Source organism: Dechloromonas sp. H13 (assembly GCF_009469615.1).
GTDB lineage: Bacteria > Pseudomonadota > Gammaproteobacteria > Burkholderiales > Rhodocyclaceae > Azonexus.
Map to the genome: position 1 here is coordinate 700,361 of NZ_SSXX01000001.1, position 16,439 is coordinate 716,799.

Consider the following 16,439-nt stretch of genomic DNA (forward strand, 5'->3'; position numbering starts at 1 on the left):
ACTCAGGCGCCGTGGCGGGCGTGATGCATGGGGTCGATCAACTGGCCGCGCAGCAGATAGAACGGGGAACGCCAGTAGAGCTTGAGGTCGTGGAAGGGGTCGGTGAGGATCTTGGTCATCCACACCAGGCCGCTCTGCGCACCGCGCAGGAAGAACAGATGCACGGTGCGGAACAGCAGCCCGCCGATGCCGAGTGCCAGCCACATCGTGCCGACGTTGTTGATGAAGCCCTGGCGGTCGGCCGCCGGCTCGAAAATCCCGAACAGGTCCGGCACGAAGTAAATCGCCACCGGGCACAGCGCCCAGAGGGCGATCAGGACGATCTTGCGATTGAGGTTGTAGCCGACCTTGATTTCTTCCTTGTACTCGTTGGTCGCCTGATTGACGTGGTCGTAGCCCTGCGGCTCGAAGAAGAAATGCCCGGACTGGCGCGTGCCCATCGACACCAGCCAGCCGACCAGCGCCGACACCACGGGGTTGATGAACAGCATCACGTAGGCGAACAGGAAACTGAGCGCGCTGATGAAATGCAGCGTCTGGTTGATACGGCTCTGGTGGTAATAGCGGTGGTCGTCCCAACGCTGTTCCCGGAGTTCTGCAAAGAAGCCCTTGCGCATGATGATGTCTCTGGAAAAGTACCGCACGGCGGCGTGACGCCCACCTTATGCGGCCGATGCTACGAAAGTGTTAAGGAAAGGCAACATTCATGTGACGGGGATGACGATTCATCCCGGCGCAAGAAAAGCGTCGCACGCGCGTCATGACGGCCGGCCATCATCCCGTGCGATGGACATCCTGGTCATGCAACGCCTCGAACCCGAGCGGCCGCCGTTGCGCATCCATATCGTCGGCGACGGCGGCGCGGCCCACCCCGACACGCCGCTGCTGCTGCCGCTGGCCGAGGGCCTGCGCGACCGCGGGCACCGGCTGGAAGTCATTCGTTCGCGGCCCGCCGTCCAGGGCGAGGCCGGGGCGCCGGGACGCTACGCCCGCTTCAAGCGCGTGCTGCACTTCCGCCGCCTGCTCGTCGCCCACTGGAGCCGCCAGCGGCCCGACCTGGTGCACATCGACAGCCTCGGCCCGCTGGGCTGGGCCGCTCTCCAGGCCGCCGGCAAGCTGCGCATCCCGGTCAGCGCCAGCTTTCCCGGCGAATTCGCGGCCGTCCCGCTGCCCCTGCTGCGCCGGCCCCTGGCTGCCGAATTGCGCAAGTTCTTCGCCCGCGTGAATGCGGTGCTGGTGGCCGGCGCGGCGCCGGCCGACGCCCTGCGCAAGGCCGGCCTGCGCAACCTCCACCCGGTCGCCCCGGGCAGCGACCTGGCCGCCATCGAACACGTGCTGCGCGGCGCCGTGCGCTGAACCGCCCGCCGCACCATCGGTTGCGGTCGACGCCCAAAAACGGGCAAAAACCGGCGCCGGGGGTCAGCCCGGCTTCTTCAGGTGGCGGTCGAGGGCGTCGAGCAGCTCGCCGGGGCGGCCCATCTCGCGCGCCAGCGCCGCCGCCCGCTCGATGTCGGCCGACGTCATGCCGCGCGCCAGCTGGGCGCGGTGGCCGGCGGCCGGATTGCCCTGCGCCACGCGCTCGACGGAGACCGTGTACAGCGCATAGGCGGCGACGGCATCGCGCGGCACGCCCTGCCCGGCGTTGTAGAGATTGCCGAGCAGCAGCTGGGCGCGGGCATCGCCGTTGCCTGCCGAGAGGCGATACCAGCGCGCCGCCTCCGCCATGTCCACCGGCACCCCGGTACCGCCCTCGTACATCACGCCGAGCAGCAGCTGCGCCCCGGGCTGCCCCTGCTCGGCCGCCTTGCGGTACCACCGGAGAGCCTCCTGGAGATCCCGGGCGACGCCATCGCCGTTCTTGTACATCTCGGCCAACGCAAACTGCGCCGACGCGTGGCCCTGTTCGGCCGCCTTGCGGTACCACTTCACGGCTTCGCCGTAGTTCTGCGGGACGCCCTCGCCGAGATCGTAGCGGTCGCCGAGCCGGAACTGCGCGCCGGCGTCGCCCCTGGCAGCGGCCTGCTGCAGGATCCTGAGGCTCTCGGCGGCAACTGCGGGGGAAAGGCAGCTCAGCGCGAGGGCGAGCAGACAGGGAGACAGGCGGCGCATGACAGACCGATGGTTGGTGACGGGAACCCGCAGTATAGGGCGTGTTCACCGTCAGCGACGGGTGGCACCGGCTACGGCGGCCATGCCCTGATCCGCCGGCAGCTTACCGGTCCGGCGGCGGGCGCCGGAGCACCGTTCAGGCGTCGACCACGCGGCTGGCCGGGAAGCGGGCGGCGAAGCGGCTGCCGTGGCCCGGCGTGCTCCGGATGTCGAGCTGCGCCTGGTGGCGGTTCAGCGAATGCTTGACGATGGCCAGCCCGAGGCCGGTGCCGCCGGCGTCGCGCGAGCGGCCGCGGTCGACGCGGTAGAAGCGCTCGGTCAGGCGGGGGATGTGCTTGGCGTCGATGCCGATGCCGGTATCCTCGACCGCGAACTCGGCGCCGGCCGGCGTCGCCTGCCACGACAGGCGGATGCTGCCGCCGGCCGGCGTGTAGCGCACGGCATTGGCGACCAGGTTGGCGAAGGCGCTGGTCAGCTCGGCCTGCGAGCCGCGCAGGTCGCCGCGCCCGTCGCTGTCGACGACGATGTTGTGCTTGCCGCCCGAGAGCGCCTCGGCGTCGCGCCGCAGCTTGTCGAGCATGGAGGCCATGTCGACCAGCTCGTTTTCCGGCGGTGGCGCCGATTCGATCGAGGACAGCGTCAGCAGGTCCTGGACGATGGATTCCATGCGCCGCGACTGCTCGCCCATCAGGGCCAGGTAGCGCTGCTGTTCGCTGCGGTCGACGTCGATTTCCTGCAGGGTTTCGAGGAAGCCGGCAAGGACGGTGAGCGGCGTGCGCAGCTCGTGCGAGACGTTGGCGACGAAATCGCGGCGCATGCGGTCGAGGCGGTCGGCCTGGGTGACGTCCTTGATCTGCAGCAGGCGCTGGTTGCGCGCATAGGGCACGACGAAGATCGACAGGACGCGGTCCTCGCCGCGGTCGGAGCGCAGCGTCAGCGGGCGCGCGAAGTCGCCGGCCTTGAGGTAGTTCACGAACTCCGGCTGGCGCACCAGGTTGACGATGGGCTGGCCGCGGTCGGTGGCGATCACCAGGCCGAGCTGCATTTCGGCGGTGGTGTTGCAGTACTCGATCGCCCCGTGCTCGTTGAGCAGCACGACGCCGTCGGTAAGCGCCTGGCCGGCGGCGATCAGCTTGGCGATCTGCGCGTCGCGCTGGGCGATCTTGCCCTGCAGGTCCTTCTCGTGACGGTAGATGCGGGCGAAGACGCCATCCCAGGCGCCCTCGCCTTCGAGGCTGGGGTCGACCACCGGCGCCCGCGACCAGCGGTCGAGACGGGCGAAATGCCGGAAGTGGAAGGCCATCTGCAGCCCGAAGCCGGAGCAGAAAATGGCCCAGCCCACCCACGGCTTGACGAAATGGCCGAACGGCACGGCCACCGCGGCCGCCAGCGCGGTCAACAGGAAAGCCCTGATCAGCTGGGGAGACACCAGGTTCAGGTTCCCCGGAAGCGGTAGCCGGTGCCACGCACGGTCTCGACCCGCTCGTGATGGCCGGATGGCTCGAGCGCCGCGCGCAGGCGACGGATATGGACATCGACCGTGCGCTCCTCGATGAAGACGTGGTCGCCCCACACCTCGTCGAGCAACTGGGCGCGCGAATAGACGCGCTCGGCGTGGGTCATGAAGAAGAACAGCAGGCGGAACTCGGTGGGGCCGAGCTCGATCGGCTGGCTGCCGGCGAGCACCCTGTGGGTGGCCGGGTTGAGCGCCAGGTTGCCGATCTCGACCGCCTCGCCGGCCAGGTGCGGGGCGCGGCGGCGCAACACGGCGCGCACGCGGGCGACCAGCTCCTTGGGCGAGAAGGGCTTGGTGACGTAGTCGTCGGCGCCGGCCTCCAGCCCCTGCACCTTGTCCTCCTCGTGCACGCGGGCGGTCAGCATGATGATCGGCAGCTCGCGGGTGCGCTCGTCGGCGCGGATCTTCTTGGCCAGCGCGACGCCGGACTGGCCGGGCAGCATCCAGTCGAGGATCAGCAGGTCGGGCAGCGCGGCACGGATGGCCGATTCGGCCTCCTCGGCGCTGCCGGCGCGAACGACCAGGAAACCGGCGTGCTTGAGGTTGATGACGACGAGTTCCTGGATGGCTGGTTCGTCCTCGACGACCAGGATCGTGGGTGTCACGCCTTGCTCTCCTTGTCCTGATGGCGGATGTCGCGCCCTTCGACGATGAACACCACGTGCTCGGCAATGTTCTTGGCATGGTCGCCGATGCGCTCGACGGCGCGGGCGATCCAGATGATGTCGATGGACGTCGTGATGGTACGCGGGTCCTCCATCATGTGCGTGATCAGCTGGCGCATGATCGACTTGAACTCGGTATCGACATCGGCGTCGGCGCGGATCACCTCTTCGGCCAGCTGGGGGTCGAGGCGGGCGAAGGAATCGAGCGCATGGCGCAGCATGCCGAGCGCCGCCTCGGCGATGTGGCGGACGCCGATGCCGTACTGCGAGGGCATCTGGCCGGCCTCGTAGATGCGGCGCACGCCCTTGGCGATCTTCTTGGCCTCGTCGCCGGCGCGTTCGAGATCGGTGACGATCTTGGTGATGCCGAAGACCAGGCGCAGGTCGGAAGCGGCCGGCTGGCGGCGGGCGATCAGGTGGGCGCAGTCGTCGTCGATGGCCTTTTCGAGATCGTTGACCTTGCGGTCGGTTTCGACGATGTGCTTGACGCTGCTCACCTCGCCGCTGCTGTAGGCCTCGATGGCGGCGGAAATCTGGGTTTCGACCATGCCGCCCATCTGCAGCACGTGGGTGCGCAGGCCGCTGAGATCCTCGTCGAACTGGCTGGAGAGATGCTGGGATTCGTTCATGTCATTTCCTCATTTCGTTTCGCCCCGTGCCTAAACGCGAAGCTGCGTCGCCGACAGTTCAGAGGCACGGCAAGGCGCAGCGCCGACGTGTCGGCACGGGGCGGGATGAAATCAGCCCATGCGGCCGGTGATGTAATCTTCTGTGCGCTTGTCTTGCGGCTTGATGAAGATCTCGTCGGTCTTGCCGAACTCGATCATCTCGCCGAGGAACATGTACGCAGTGTAGTCGGAGACGCGCGCCGCCTGCTGCATGTTGTGCGTCACGATCAGGATGGTGACGCGCTTCTTCAGCTCGTGCACCAGCTCCTCGATGGCGGCGGTGGCGATCGGGTCGAGCGCCGAGGTCGGCTCGTCGAAGAGCAGCAATTCGGGGTCGGTGGCGAGCGCGCGGGCGATGCACAGGCGCTGCTGCTGGCCGCCGGAAAGATTGGAGGCGAGGTCCTGCAGGCGGTCCTTGACCTCGTCCCAGATGGCGCCGCCCTTGAGGGCGTGCTCGACCTTGTCGTCGAGGACGCGCTTGTTGTTCTCGCCGCGCACGCGCAGGCCGTAGGCGACGTTCTCGTAGATCGACTTGGGGAAGGGGTTGGGCTTCTGGAAGACCATGCCGACGCGCATGCGGACCTCGATCGGATCGACTTCCGGCGACAGCAGGTTGGTGTTGTCCGGAAAGAAGCGGATCTCGCCCTCGTAGCGGTTGCCCGGGTAGAGGTCGTGCATGCGGTTGAAGCTGCGCAGGTAGGTCGACTTGCCGCAGCCGGAGGGGCCGATCAGCGCGGTGACCTTCTTGTCGTAGATCGGCATGTTGATGTTCTTGAGCGCCTTGGCCTCGCCGTAATAGAAGTTGAGGTTGCGGGCTTCGGCCTTGAGCGCCGGGTTGTCATGAATCTGCATCTGAGACTCCATTTCAATATTCGATTTTTGCCTGTTTTTCGGGGTCGACCGTGACAGTCGTGCCGCAGGGTGCCGCCAACGCGAAGACGAGCCGAAGACAGTGCGAATAGCACGGCAAGGCGATGTCGACAAAGGTGGCGGTGCGCTGCGGCATGACGATCACCATTTGATGTTCTTGCGCATCTTGTAGCGCAGGTAGATGGCGACAGCGTTCATCGACAGCACCATGACCATCAGCACGAAGCCGGCGGCGGCGGCGTTGACCTCGAAGGCAGGGTCGGGACGCGAGGTCCAGTTGAAGATCTGGATCGGCATCACGGTGAAGGGCGACATCACCCAGTCGAAGAGCCCGGCCGGCGGTTCGCCGGTGAAGGGCACGGGCGGCAGGAAGGCGATGAAGGTCAGCGCGCCGATGGTGATGATCGGCGCCGTTTCGCCGATGGCGCGGGCGAGGCCGATGATGACGCCGGTCAGGATGCCGGGCATGGCGTAGGGGATGATGTGGTAGCGGCAGGTCTGCCAGCGCGTCGCGCCGACCGCCATCGAGCCTTCGCGGATCATCGCCGGGATGGCACGGATCGCCTCGCGGGTGGCGACGATGATGATCGGCAGGATCAGCAGCGCCAGCGTCAGGCCGGCCGAGAGGATGCTCTGGCCGAAGCCGAACTGGTACACGAAGATGCCGAGCGCCAGCAGGCCATAGACGATGGACGGCACCGCCGCCAGGTTGCTGATGTTGACCTCGATGACGTGGGTCAGCCAGTTGCGCTTGGCGTATTCCTCAAGATAGAGGCCGGCGGCGACGCCGAGCGGCACGGCGGCGAGCGCCGTCACCAGCATGACCAGCAGCGAGCCGACCCAGGCCGAGAGGATGCCGGCCTGCGTGGCGCGGCGCGAGGCGAAGTTGATGAAGAAATCGAGGGTGAAACGCTCGGAACCTTTCATGAACATGTCGGCGATCAGCGCCACGATGACCAGCAGGGCAATCGCCAGGCAGAACAGGCCGACACCCTTGAAGATCGTATCCTTGAGCTTGCCGCGCGCGATGACGGCACGGATCTGTTCGTTGGTCAGCGGTTGCATCAGTAGTTCTCCCGGAATTTGGCGCGCAGCCACTGGCCGAGGATGTTGAAGACCAGGGTGATGAGCAGCAGCGTGAGGCCGGCGGCGAAGATGGTCAGGTAGCCGATCGAGCCGTGCGGCAGGTCGCCGAGCGCCACCTGGACGATGTAGGAGGTGATCGTGGCGGCCGGTTCCGTCGGATTCCAGGTCAGGTTGGGCTGCATGCCGGCGGCGACGGCGAGGATCATCGTTTCGCCGACGGCGCGCGAGATGGCCAGGATGTAGGAAGCGGCGAGGCCCGAGAAGGCAGCCGGGACGACGACGTGCAGCGCCGTGTACAGGCGGGTCGAGCCCATCGCGTAGGCGCCCTCGCGCAGGCTCATCGGCACCGCGCGCATGGCGTCCTCGGAGAGCGAGGCGATGTAGGGAACGATCATGATGCCCATCACCAGGCCGGCGGAGAGTAGCGAGAAGCCGGGCAGTTCGGGCAGGATCAGCTGCAGGACCGGTGTCACGACGAGCAGGGCGAAGTAGCCGAAGACGATGGTCGGGATGCCGCCCAGCAGTTCGAGGATGGGCTTGGCGATTTCACGCACCTTCGAATTGGCGAATTCGGACAGGTAGATGGCGATGATGGTGCCCATCGGGATGGCGACGGCCAGCGCGACGAACGACGAAACCACGGTGCCCGAGACCAGCACCATGATGCCGAAATGGGCGTCGTCGAAGAGCGGCGTCCATTGCGTGTCGGTCAGGAAATCGACGATGCTGACCTGCTGGAAGAAGTGGATGGATTCGCTGACCAGCACATAGACGATGCCGACGGTGGTCAGCACGGACACGGCGGCGGCGGCGAGGAGCAGGGCCTCGATCATGCGCTCGCTGACGTTGCGCATGGCGTTCTTGGCCAGGCGGTCGCTGACCGTGTGCGCATCGGAATTGTTTGCAGACATGGCGTGTGAATTCACTTGGAGAATTCCCTATGATAAAAGCCCGACCCCAACCGGGGTCAGGCTTTTTGTACGACAGGCTTCCGGAACCGGAAAATCAGATCTTGGCTTCGCGCTTCTGCAGTTCTTCGATGGTGATGCCGACTTCGGCCGTACCGCCGAAGACGGTGCCCTTCTTGCGCTTGTCGACGTGCTCCATGTTGACCGTGTAGGCCTTGGCCGGCAGCGGCACGTACTTCACTTCCTGGGTCAGCTTGGAGGCGTTCTTCATGTAGAACTCGACGAACTCCTTGACTTCCGGCTTGTCGAGCGACTTCGGGTTGATGTAGATGAAGATCGGGCGCGACAGCGGCTGGTAGGAGCCCTTGAGCACGCTTTCCTCGGACGGCAGGACGGCCGGCTTGCCGGTCTTCTCGACAATGGGCACGGCCTTCAGCTTGGCCTTGTTTTCGGCGTAGTAGGCGTAGCCGAAGTAGCCGATGGCATTGACGTCGCGCGAGACGCCCTGGACCAGCACGTTGTCGTCTTCGGAAGCGGTGTAGTCGCCACGCGAGGACTTGGCCTTGCCGACGATGGCTTCGGTGAAGTAGTCGAAGGTCCCGGAATCGGCGCCGGCACCGAACAGCTTGATCGGTGCATCGGGCCAGGCCGGGTTGACCTGGTTCCACTTGGTGATCTTGCCCTGCGCCGCCGGCTCCCACATCGCCTTCAGCTGCTCGACGGTGATTTCCTTGAGGAAGCTGTTCTTCGGGTTCATGACGACGGTCAGCGCGTCGAAGGCGACCGGCAGTTCGATGTACTCGATGCCCGCTTCCTTGCAGGCTTCCATTTCCTTCTTGAGGATCGGGCGCGAGGCGTTGGCGATGTCGGTCTCGCCGCGGCAGAACTTCTTGAAGCCGCCGCCGGTGCCGGAGATGCCGACCGTCACCTTGACGGCGTTCTTCTTGGCCTTCTGGAATTCCTCGGCGACCGCCTCGGTGATCGGGTAGACGGTCGAGGAGCCATCGATCTTGACGACCTGGGCGTGGGCCGCCTGGGCGCCGAAGAAGGCGACGCCGGCGACGGCCAGGGCGGAAACGAGCTTGGACTGCTTGAACATGGGGAACTCCTGCACATGGTTGGAATTGACAACGATGTGCAGGTTACGCGCGCTTCGTTACAGTCAGATGACAGACTGTAACAATGGCGACAGCGGAGACGAAGCGGCTATTTCTTCGCCGGCCGCCCCGCCTTGATGCGCTCGACGCGGGCCATCGCCGCCGTCAGCTCGACGTTGTCGAGGGCGGACAGCAGGGCGATGCCGGCGCGCAGCAGTTCACTGCGCCGGACCTTGCCGCCGAAGTCGGCGATGCGCTTCTTGAGCAGCGCGATCTGCGCGTATTCGGTTTCCGGCATCGAGAAGCTGTGGCGCACCAGCTTGACCTTCTTCGCCTTGGCCGGTTTCGCGGCCTTCAGGGCTTCGGGCGCCACCGGCTGGGCGGGCGGCGGCGGCAGCTTGACCGCCTGCGCCTTGGCCAGCGCGTCGGCCAGCGCCTTCTTGTTGCGCGCCTTGGTTTCGTCCAGCTTGCTCGGCTTCCTGGCGGCCGGCTTCTTCGTTGCCGGCTTCTTCGCAGCGCTTTCGCCCGCGGCGGGCGCTTCTGCAGGCGTCTCAGCCGCCGGCTTCGCCGCCACGCGCGGCTGCAGTTTCTTCGGTGCCTTGGGCGCCGGCGCTGCCGCCTCGGACGGGGCGACGGTCGACGGCGTGTCCTTTTGTTCCGGCATGACTCTCTCCATGAAAACGGTATGCCGAGTTTAGCGACTTTCCAGCGCCGCGAAGTTAAACTTTTTTTGACAGGTAAAATGCCCGCCATCCCAACAGCGAGGCGCATCATGACCCAGGACGAACTCAAGCAGGCGGTGGCCCAGGCGGCGGCCGATTACGTGGCCGCCAACGCGCCGGAAGGCAGCATCATCGGGGTCGGCACCGGCTCGACGGCCAATTTCTTCATCGATGCCCTGGCGCCGCTCAAGGCGCGCTACAAGGGCGCCGTCGCCAGTTCGGAAGCGACGCGCAAGCGCCTCGAAGGGCACGGCATCCCGGTCTTCGATCTCAACGACGTCGCCGAGATTCCGGTCTATGTCGATGGCGCCGACGAGATCGACGCCGGCCTCAACATGATCAAGGGCGGCGGCGGCGCGCTGACGCGCGAGAAGATCGTCGCCGCCGTCGCCAGGACCTTCGTCTGCATCTGCGACGCCTCGAAGCTGGTCGACGTGATGGGCACCTTCCCGCTGCCGGTCGAGGTGATCCCGATGGCACGCGCCCACGTCGCCCGCGAGCTGGCGAAACTGGGCGGCACGCCGTTACTGCGCGAAGGTTTCGTCACTGACAACGGCAACCTGATCCTCGACGTCCGCGGCCTCTCGATCATCGACCCGAAGGGGCTCGAAGCGCGCATCAACCAGATCACCGGCGTCGTCACCAACGGCCTGTTCGCGGTGCGCCCGGCCGACGTGCTGCTGCTCGGCACCGCCGAGGGCGTCAGGACCATCGCCTGATTCATTTTCCTGTCACATGCGGGCGCTAGTCTGGCGGCATCGAAGCACCGGGAGCGCCCCATGTACTTGTCGCAGCAACAGATCGCCCAGACACGGGAACAGGCACTGAACAACCTGGCCGGCCTGTCGGCGACCTGCCTCGCCGCCAGCCAGCGCCTCGCCGACCTCTTTTCCGCCGCCGGCCGTGACGCACTGCACCTCGGCAGCAGACAGTTCGCACAGTTCGGCCACGGCCAGCTCGAATCGCTGACCAGCTTTCCCGCCGCCCTGTGGCTGGAAGGCAGCGCTCGCCACAGCAAGCTGCTCGACGCCGCCTGCGAGATCCTCGGCGAGGCGCACAAGTCGCTGATCCAGTCGGCGGAAGCGCAGGTGCGCGTCTTCGACGCCATCGTCTTCGCCAGCATCGACCGCGCCGCCCGGAGCAGCCCGTGGGAAGGCGAGGTCGCCCTGGCGGCGCTGCGCACGACGCTCGCCTCGGCGGAGCAGACGCTGCACGGCGTGAGCGCGGCGGCCATCGAGACTGTGCAGCTGGCCGAGGACGAAGTACATCAGATTTCCGCAAGCCTGACGGAGAACGGCGAGACAACAAGGCCAACCAGGCGGGGCCGCACGACAACCAGATAAACATCCCGCGCGAGGGAACGCGAGTCTCTCTCCTTTGGCCCGGCGCCGAGCCGGGCTTTTTTTCGCCCGTCCGGGCGAATGCTGGTAGCCTGTCGCGGTCGACCACCCGCCACGCCCGAATTCCATGCCCACCCTGACACCACCCCGCCGCACCACGGTCAGCCTCGCCCTGCAGGGCGGCGGCGCACACGGTGCGTTCACCTGGGGCGTCCTCGATGCGCTGCTCGAAGACGGCAGCCTCGGCTTCGAGGGTGTCAGCGGCACCAGCGCCGGCGCGATGAACGCCGTCTGCCTGGCGCAGGGCCTGATGACCGGCGGCCGCGACGGCGCGCGCGAGGCGCTGGCGCGCTTCTGGACCGCGGTCGGCGAAAGCTCGCCGTTCGCCGATGGCACGCCCGGCGGCGAGGGCGAGCCGCCGACCATCCCGGCGGCGCTCAAGCTGATGCTGCAATGGACGGATTACCTCTCGCCCGAGCAGATGAACCCGTTCGACCTCAATCCCCTGCGCGACATCGTGGCGGCGCAGATCGACTTCGAGCGCCTGCGCGTGCACTGCCCGGTCAAGCTGTTCATCGCCGCGACCCACGCCAACTCGGGCAAGCTGCGGCTGTTCCAGAACCGCGAGCTGTCGGTCGAGGCGCTGCTCGCCTCGGCCTGCCTGCCCAACATCCACCGCACCGTGACGATCGCCGGCGAACCCTACTGGGACGGCGGCTACAGCGCCAACCCGGCGGTCTTTCCGCTGTTCTACGACTGCGCGGCGGCCGACATCCTGCTCGTCCTGCTCGCCCCGCTGCACTTCGGCGAAACGCCGGATTCGGCCACCGACATCCGCGCCCGGCTGCGAGAACTGGGGTTCAGCGCCACCTTCCTGCGCGAGATGCGGATGTTCGCCCACCTGCGCGAGCGGGTCGGCGAATCGCGCCTGCCCGCCTGGCTGCAGGCCTGGATACCGATCGGCCAGCTCGAGCAACGGGTGCGCCAAGTGCGCTTCCATGCCGTCAGCGCCGACGCCGTGCTGGGCGAACTGCCGGCCGAGACCAAGCTCGCCGCCAGCCTGCCGTTCTTCCAGCGCCTGCGCGACGACGGGCGCGAGCACGCGCGCGCCTGGCTGGCCGCCAACCGCACCGCGGTCGGCCGCCGCTCGACGCTCGACCTCGCCAAGGTCTATTACTGACCCGGCGCCCCGGTTTTCGGCTTTTTTCGGGCGTCGACCGCAGCCAACCCCCGCCTTCATCTTCCTGTAATCCGCCGCCCGCATGCTCCCCCGTGCCCATACACCACAGGCCGGAGAGCGCAATGTCGGACATGCTGTTTTGCTACTGCTGCCGGAAACACCACCCGCGCGAGCAGATGCGCCGCTTCACCACCCGCAGCGGCGAGCGCTGGCGCTGCCTGCGCAGCATCGCGGCAGCGCGCAGCCACCCCGGCGAGCGCGACGCCTTCGGGCGCCGGCAATCCGAGCAGAACCGGCAGGCGGCGGTCCACGTGGCCGAGCGGGTGGCGCTGTTGCGCCTGCGGCACGAGGCGCCGTGAGCAAGCTGCTGATCCGGCCGCTCGACGTGCATGACATGATTCAGCTCGACGCGGCGATCGACGTCGTCGAACACGCCTTCGCCGATCCCGAACGCTACGGCCGCGAGCGCATCGCGCGCGAGATGCTGGCCGACGATCCGGTGTTCTACCGCCAGTTCTTCGTCGCCATCAAGGTCGGCAAGGTCGTCGGTGTCGGCGGCGCCAAGGCCGCCGACTGGGCGGCCAGGACGCACCTGCTGTACCTCTCCGCGGTCGCCCCCGAACGGCGCGGGCAGGGCATCGCCCGGGCGCTCCTCGCGGCGCGCGTCGAATGGCTGGTGAAGCGCTTCGAATCGGGCCGGATACTGGTTTCCACGGCACGCACGCGGCGCTTCCGCGAACTCGGCTTCACCGAGGTCCGCGCCAGCGAGATCGACGGACGCCACCTGATGCTCTACCGCTTCTGAGCGGCCGCCGCGCCGGCACGGTCACCTTTCTGCAACATCCGGCGGCGATACTGGCGCGCATCGACCCCGCGAGAAATCTTGATGGCCAACTCGTGCTTTGACCCCGCCGACGCGGACGCCCACCCCGGCGCATTCGCCGCGCTGGCCGATCCGTTCCGCCGCCGCCTGCTGTCGGCCGCCGCACTGACCGCCGCCGGCGGTGCCCTGGCCGGCGTCGGGATCCCGCTGCCCAGCCTGGCCGCCAGCGCCGGCCGGGCGGCCGGCGCGCTCCACGCCTTCACCGGCATTCCGCCATCGACCGCCGACGCGGTGCTGCTGCCCGACGGCTACGCGGCCAGCCTGCTTTACGCCTGGGGCGATCCGATCTCCGACGGCCCGCGCGCCCGTGCCGACGCCGGCGACGACGCCACCGCCCAGTTGCAGCAGGCCGGCATGCACCACGACGGCATGCATTTCTTCCCGTTCATCGAACACGGCAGGCCGTCGTCGACGCACGGCCTGCTCTGCATCAACCACGAATACACCGACGACGGCCTGCTGCACCGCGACGGCATGCACGACTGGAGCGCCGACAAGGTGGCGAAATCGAAGGCCGCGCACGGCGTTTCGGTGATCGAGGTGCGCCGCGACAAGGAGGGCTGGCAGGTCGTCCGTCCGTCCCGCCTGGCACGCCGCATCAGCGCCGACACCCCGTGCCGCGTCGCCGGCCCGGCGCGCAACCACCCGGCCCTGGTCACGGCCGGCGACCGGCGCGGCGAAGTCGTCCTCGGCACCGTCAACAACTGCGCGATGGGCGTCACGCCGTGGGGCACCTACCTGACCTGCGAGGAGAATTTCAACGGCTATTTCAGGGGCCCGCCGACGCCGAGCGCCGACCAGAAACGCTACGGCCTGACCGAGAAGGGCTTCGGTTTTCGCTGGCACGAGCACGACGAGCGTTTCGACGCGACGCGCCACCCCAACGAGGTGAACCGCTTCGGCTGGGTCGTCGAGATCGACCCGTGGGATCCGCAAAAGCCGCCGGTCAAGCGCACCGCGCTCGGCCGCTTCAAGCACGAGGGCGCCACCTGCACCCTCGCCGGCGACGGCCGCGTGGTCGTCTACATGGGCGACGACGAGCGTTTCGAGTACGTCTATAAATTCGTCTCGCGCGACCGCTACCGGCCTGGCCACCCGGACAACGCCAATCTGCTCGACACCGGCACGCTCTATGTCGCGCGCTTCGACAACGACGGCCAGGGCCGCTGGCTGCCCCTGCGCCACGGCGAAAACTACCCGAACGGCGCGTTGATCGCAGCCAACGGCTTCGCCGGCCAGGGCGACGTGGCGATCCGCTGCCGCCAGGCCGCCGACCTCGCCGGCGCGACGAAGATGGACCGCCCCGAGTGGATCGCCGTGCATCCAGAGAGCGGCGAGGTCTATGTCACCCTGACCAACAACGGCAAGCGTGGCACGCCCGAGGTGCCCGGCCTCAACGCCGCCAACCCGCGCCCGGAAAACCATTTCGGGCACATCGTCCGCTGGCGCGAAAACGGCCATGACGCGGCGGCGACCGCCTTCGAATGGGACATTTTCGCGTTGGCCGGCGATCCGCAGAACCCCAACGCGAACAAGCAGGGCAACATCCGTGGCGACGCCTACGGCAGCCCGGACGGCCTGTGGTTCGATCCAGACGGCCGGCTGTGGATCCAGACCGACATATCGACCAGCGTACTGAACCAGGGTGACTTCGCCAACCTCGGCAACAACCAGATGCTGGTCGCCGACGTCAAAAGCGGCGAAACCCGCCGCTTTCTGACCGGGCCACGGGGCTGCGAGTTGACCGGCATCACCGCGACGCCGGACGGCCGGACGCTGTTCGTCAATATCCAGCACCCCGGCGAAACGGCCAGCGAGCGCTCCGATCCGGCCAACCCGACGGCTGTTTCCGCCTGGCCGGCCAACCAGTTCCCGCAGGCGGTCGGCGGCCGCCCGCGCTCGGCAACGATCGCCATCACCCGGCCCGACGGCAAGCCGGTCGCGGCCTGACCAAAAAGCGGAAACCCCGCCGCAGCGGGGTTTCCTCGGGGCCGGTCCGGCGCTCAGGCCTTGGGCGGAACGTAGCCCTGGATCTGGTCGGCGCCTTCGCCGAAGAAATGCTTCTCGACCTGCTCGGTCAGGTACTTGCGGTGGCGGGCATCGACCAGGTTGAGGCGGTTCTCGTTGATGATCATGGTCTGCATCTTGATCCACTGCTGCCAGGCTTCCTTCGAGACGTTCTCGAAGATGCGCTGGCCGAGCGCGCCGGGATAGGGCGGGAAATCGAGACCTTCGGCTTCGCGGCCGAGCTTGATGCAATTGACGGTACGTGCCATGTGAAACTCCGTAGGTGACAGTGCGGTGGATTATAAAGTCTTGAACAGACTCTTTGAATCGGCCGCAAAGCCAGTAAACATAATGGTTTGATGTTTTCCGATTTCCTCTAGCTACCAATGTAGCCACACAAAAACCGGCCGCTGGGGACATTCTACCCAATGCCGGCCGGCCTTCCATCCTACCCCCTCCATTTTTCCCGCTGATACCCCCCCTCCCTTATTTCGCGCCGCTGCCCAAAGAGGGGAGCGGCCGGTCTAGGGCCAATGCACCCTAGACTTTTTAACCCCCCCTCCCCATCTGGAAACCCCCGCACGAAAAAATCTATCTATGCGCTCGGCGCCCGGAATGGGAAGCCTAGACTTTTATAACCCCCTTGGTGTCGCCCTATAACTAGACAGCAAGCGGGGTGCGAATTACCCGCAGGATGAAAGGCCAGGAAGGACCCGCAACTAGGCCAGGGGTTGCCGCCTGAATATCGGCTCCCGAATGTAGCCCGGTCGAAACGCCAAGCCCTGCAACAGAAAGGACCGCTCCACAATCACACCGAAGCGCCCCAACACCCCGGCCGCGTCAAGGCTGGTTCTGAATGCCCGCAAGGCGGACGCGGACGGGGGGCGCGGTTGCCAGGGGTCGGTCCCGACAAACAGGGCCAGGGCGTAGGAATCGAGAATGGCGTTTTCGGTTGCATCGTCGGACAGCTCCCAAACCTCTTGGACAACCCGGCAGCGCATCATCATTGCCAGGCTGTACCCCTTCCGGCCGCGCTTACGTTGGTCTGCCTGGTAATGGGGCCGGCATAGCGCCTCAAGATCGGGCCAATTCACCGTCTGTTCGATCAAGCCTAGGGCGACCGCTCGGGAAGGCTGGCGGGCTTTCGGCCAGCGCACAGAGCCAAACAGGCTTGGCCGGACTGCACCCGCTAAATTGTAATTTTCTCGTCTGGTCATTGTTTTAGAAATTTCACTATGTTGAGAACTTGCCGCCTGAACGTTTCACGCGCGCGAATGGACCCGCCCGCTTGATCCCCAGGAAGGACCCGCAAGCCCTGCCCCGCCCTCTGCCTGGTCGTCTTGCCAGGGCTTTTTCTGACGCAAAACAATTTCCGCCGCGCCCCCTAC

Annotated in this window: 20 protein-coding genes; 7 read left to right on the top strand and 13 right to left on the bottom strand. The window is 66.8% G+C overall.

From position 1 onward, the window contains the following. Positions 1 to 2: 2 nt before the first annotated feature. Positions 3 to 617: an Mpo1-like protein gene (locus GH660_RS03470; RefSeq protein WP_153145165.1), complete on the bottom strand. Its 615-nt coding sequence runs from the start codon at positions 615 to 617 to the stop codon at positions 3 to 5. A gap of 184 nt (positions 618 to 801) precedes the next feature. Here GH660_RS03470 and GH660_RS03475 point away from each other — a divergent pair, with 184 nt between their 5' ends. After that, positions 802 to 1,356 (top strand): glycosyltransferase, encoded by a 555-nt coding sequence (locus tag GH660_RS03475; RefSeq protein WP_194266215.1) that lies wholly within the window; start codon positions 802 to 804, stop codon positions 1,354 to 1,356. Positions 1,357 to 1,419: 63 nt separating this feature from the next. On the opposite strand, the gene GH660_RS03480 is transcribed toward GH660_RS03475, so the two are convergent. From GH660_RS03480 to GH660_RS03525, 10 genes are all read right to left on the bottom strand, one after another. Further along, positions 1,420 to 2,109 carry a tetratricopeptide repeat protein gene (locus GH660_RS03480; RefSeq protein ID WP_153145167.1) on the bottom strand — a complete coding sequence of 230 codons (690 nt, stop codon included), beginning with the start codon at positions 2,107 to 2,109 and terminating at the stop codon, positions 1,420 to 1,422. Positions 2,110 to 2,245: 136 nt separating this feature from the next. Then, positions 2,246 to 3,538, bottom strand: a complete 1,293-nt coding sequence (phoR, locus tag GH660_RS03485; RefSeq protein WP_194266216.1) for a phosphate regulon sensor histidine kinase PhoR — start codon at positions 3,536 to 3,538, stop codon at positions 2,246 to 2,248. Positions 3,539 to 3,543: 5 nt separating this feature from the next. Further along, positions 3,544 to 4,230 carry a phosphate regulon transcriptional regulator PhoB gene (gene phoB / locus GH660_RS03490; RefSeq protein ID WP_153145169.1) on the bottom strand — a complete coding sequence of 229 codons (687 nt, stop codon included), beginning with the start codon at positions 4,228 to 4,230 and terminating at the stop codon, positions 3,544 to 3,546. Further along, positions 4,227 to 4,919 carry a phosphate signaling complex protein PhoU gene (phoU, locus tag GH660_RS03495; protein WP_153145170.1) on the bottom strand — a complete coding sequence of 231 codons (693 nt, stop codon included), beginning with the start codon at positions 4,917 to 4,919 and terminating at the stop codon, positions 4,227 to 4,229. The genes phoB and phoU overlap by 4 nt, the downstream gene beginning before the upstream one ends. Positions 4,920 to 5,030: 111 nt before the next feature. Further along, the gene (gene pstB / locus GH660_RS03500; RefSeq protein WP_153145171.1) at positions 5,031 to 5,810 is read right to left on the bottom strand and encodes a phosphate ABC transporter ATP-binding protein PstB; all 780 of its coding nucleotides are present in this window, start codon (positions 5,808 to 5,810) and stop codon (positions 5,031 to 5,033) included. Positions 5,811 to 5,823: 13 nt separating this feature from the next. Beyond that, positions 5,824 to 5,976: a hypothetical protein gene (locus GH660_RS03505; protein ID WP_153145172.1), complete on the bottom strand. Its 153-nt coding sequence runs from the start codon at positions 5,974 to 5,976 to the stop codon at positions 5,824 to 5,826. Further along, positions 5,970 to 6,893, bottom strand: coding sequence for a phosphate ABC transporter permease PstA (pstA, locus tag GH660_RS03510; RefSeq protein ID WP_153145173.1), 924 nt, complete (start codon positions 6,891 to 6,893; stop codon positions 5,970 to 5,972). Before pstA ends, GH660_RS03505 begins: the two co-directional genes overlap by 7 nt. Beyond that, positions 6,893 to 7,825 carry a phosphate ABC transporter permease subunit PstC gene (gene pstC, locus GH660_RS03515; RefSeq protein WP_153145174.1) on the bottom strand — a complete coding sequence of 311 codons (933 nt, stop codon included), beginning with the start codon at positions 7,823 to 7,825 and terminating at the stop codon, positions 6,893 to 6,895. Before pstC ends, pstA begins: the two co-directional genes overlap by 1 nt. Before the next feature lie 94 nt (positions 7,826 to 7,919). Then, positions 7,920 to 8,921: a PstS family phosphate ABC transporter substrate-binding protein gene (locus tag GH660_RS03520; RefSeq protein ID WP_153145175.1), complete on the bottom strand. Its 1,002-nt coding sequence runs from the start codon at positions 8,919 to 8,921 to the stop codon at positions 7,920 to 7,922. Positions 8,922 to 9,028: 107 nt separating this feature from the next. Next, on the bottom strand, positions 9,029 to 9,583 hold the full coding sequence (locus GH660_RS03525; protein WP_153145176.1) for a hypothetical protein: 555 nt from the start codon (positions 9,581 to 9,583) through the stop codon (positions 9,029 to 9,031). Positions 9,584 to 9,691: 108 nt separating this feature from the next. On the opposite strand from GH660_RS03525, the gene rpiA reads away from it, so the two are divergent. The 6 genes from rpiA to GH660_RS03555 all read left to right on the top strand — a co-directional run bounded on the left by rpiA (position 9,692) and on the right by GH660_RS03555 (position 14,994). Then, positions 9,692 to 10,360: a ribose-5-phosphate isomerase RpiA gene (gene rpiA, locus GH660_RS03530; protein WP_153145177.1), complete on the top strand. Its 669-nt coding sequence runs from the start codon at positions 9,692 to 9,694 to the stop codon at positions 10,358 to 10,360. Positions 10,361 to 10,420: 60 nt separating this feature from the next. After that, positions 10,421 to 10,984, top strand: a complete 564-nt coding sequence (locus GH660_RS03535; protein ID WP_153145178.1) for a hypothetical protein — start codon at positions 10,421 to 10,423, stop codon at positions 10,982 to 10,984. Between the two features lie 124 nt (positions 10,985 to 11,108). Next, positions 11,109 to 12,161, top strand: coding sequence for a patatin-like phospholipase family protein (locus GH660_RS03540; protein WP_153145179.1), 1,053 nt, complete (start codon positions 11,109 to 11,111; stop codon positions 12,159 to 12,161). Positions 12,162 to 12,283: 122 nt separating this feature from the next. Next, the gene (locus GH660_RS03545; RefSeq protein WP_153145180.1) at positions 12,284 to 12,520 is read left to right on the top strand and encodes a hypothetical protein; all 237 of its coding nucleotides are present in this window, start codon (positions 12,284 to 12,286) and stop codon (positions 12,518 to 12,520) included. Then, positions 12,517 to 12,966, top strand: a complete 450-nt coding sequence (locus GH660_RS03550) for a GNAT family N-acetyltransferase (protein WP_153145181.1) — start codon at positions 12,517 to 12,519, stop codon at positions 12,964 to 12,966. The genes GH660_RS03545 and GH660_RS03550 overlap by 4 nt, the downstream gene beginning before the upstream one ends. 81 nt (positions 12,967 to 13,047) lie before the next feature. Beyond that, the gene (locus tag GH660_RS03555; protein WP_153145182.1) at positions 13,048 to 14,994 is read left to right on the top strand and encodes a PhoX family phosphatase; all 1,947 of its coding nucleotides are present in this window, start codon (positions 13,048 to 13,050) and stop codon (positions 14,992 to 14,994) included. Between the two features lie 53 nt (positions 14,995 to 15,047). Here GH660_RS03555 and GH660_RS03560 read toward each other — a convergent pair whose 3' ends face one another. Continuing rightward, entirely contained in the window at positions 15,048 to 15,320 is a 273-nt protein-coding gene (locus GH660_RS03560; protein ID WP_153145183.1) for an oxidative damage protection protein, read from the bottom strand. A 450-nt stretch (positions 15,321 to 15,770) separates the two neighbouring features. Further along, positions 15,771 to 16,268 (bottom strand): transposase, encoded by a 498-nt coding sequence (locus GH660_RS18170; protein ID WP_153145184.1) that lies wholly within the window; start codon positions 16,266 to 16,268, stop codon positions 15,771 to 15,773. Positions 16,269 to 16,439 lie beyond the last annotated feature (171 nt).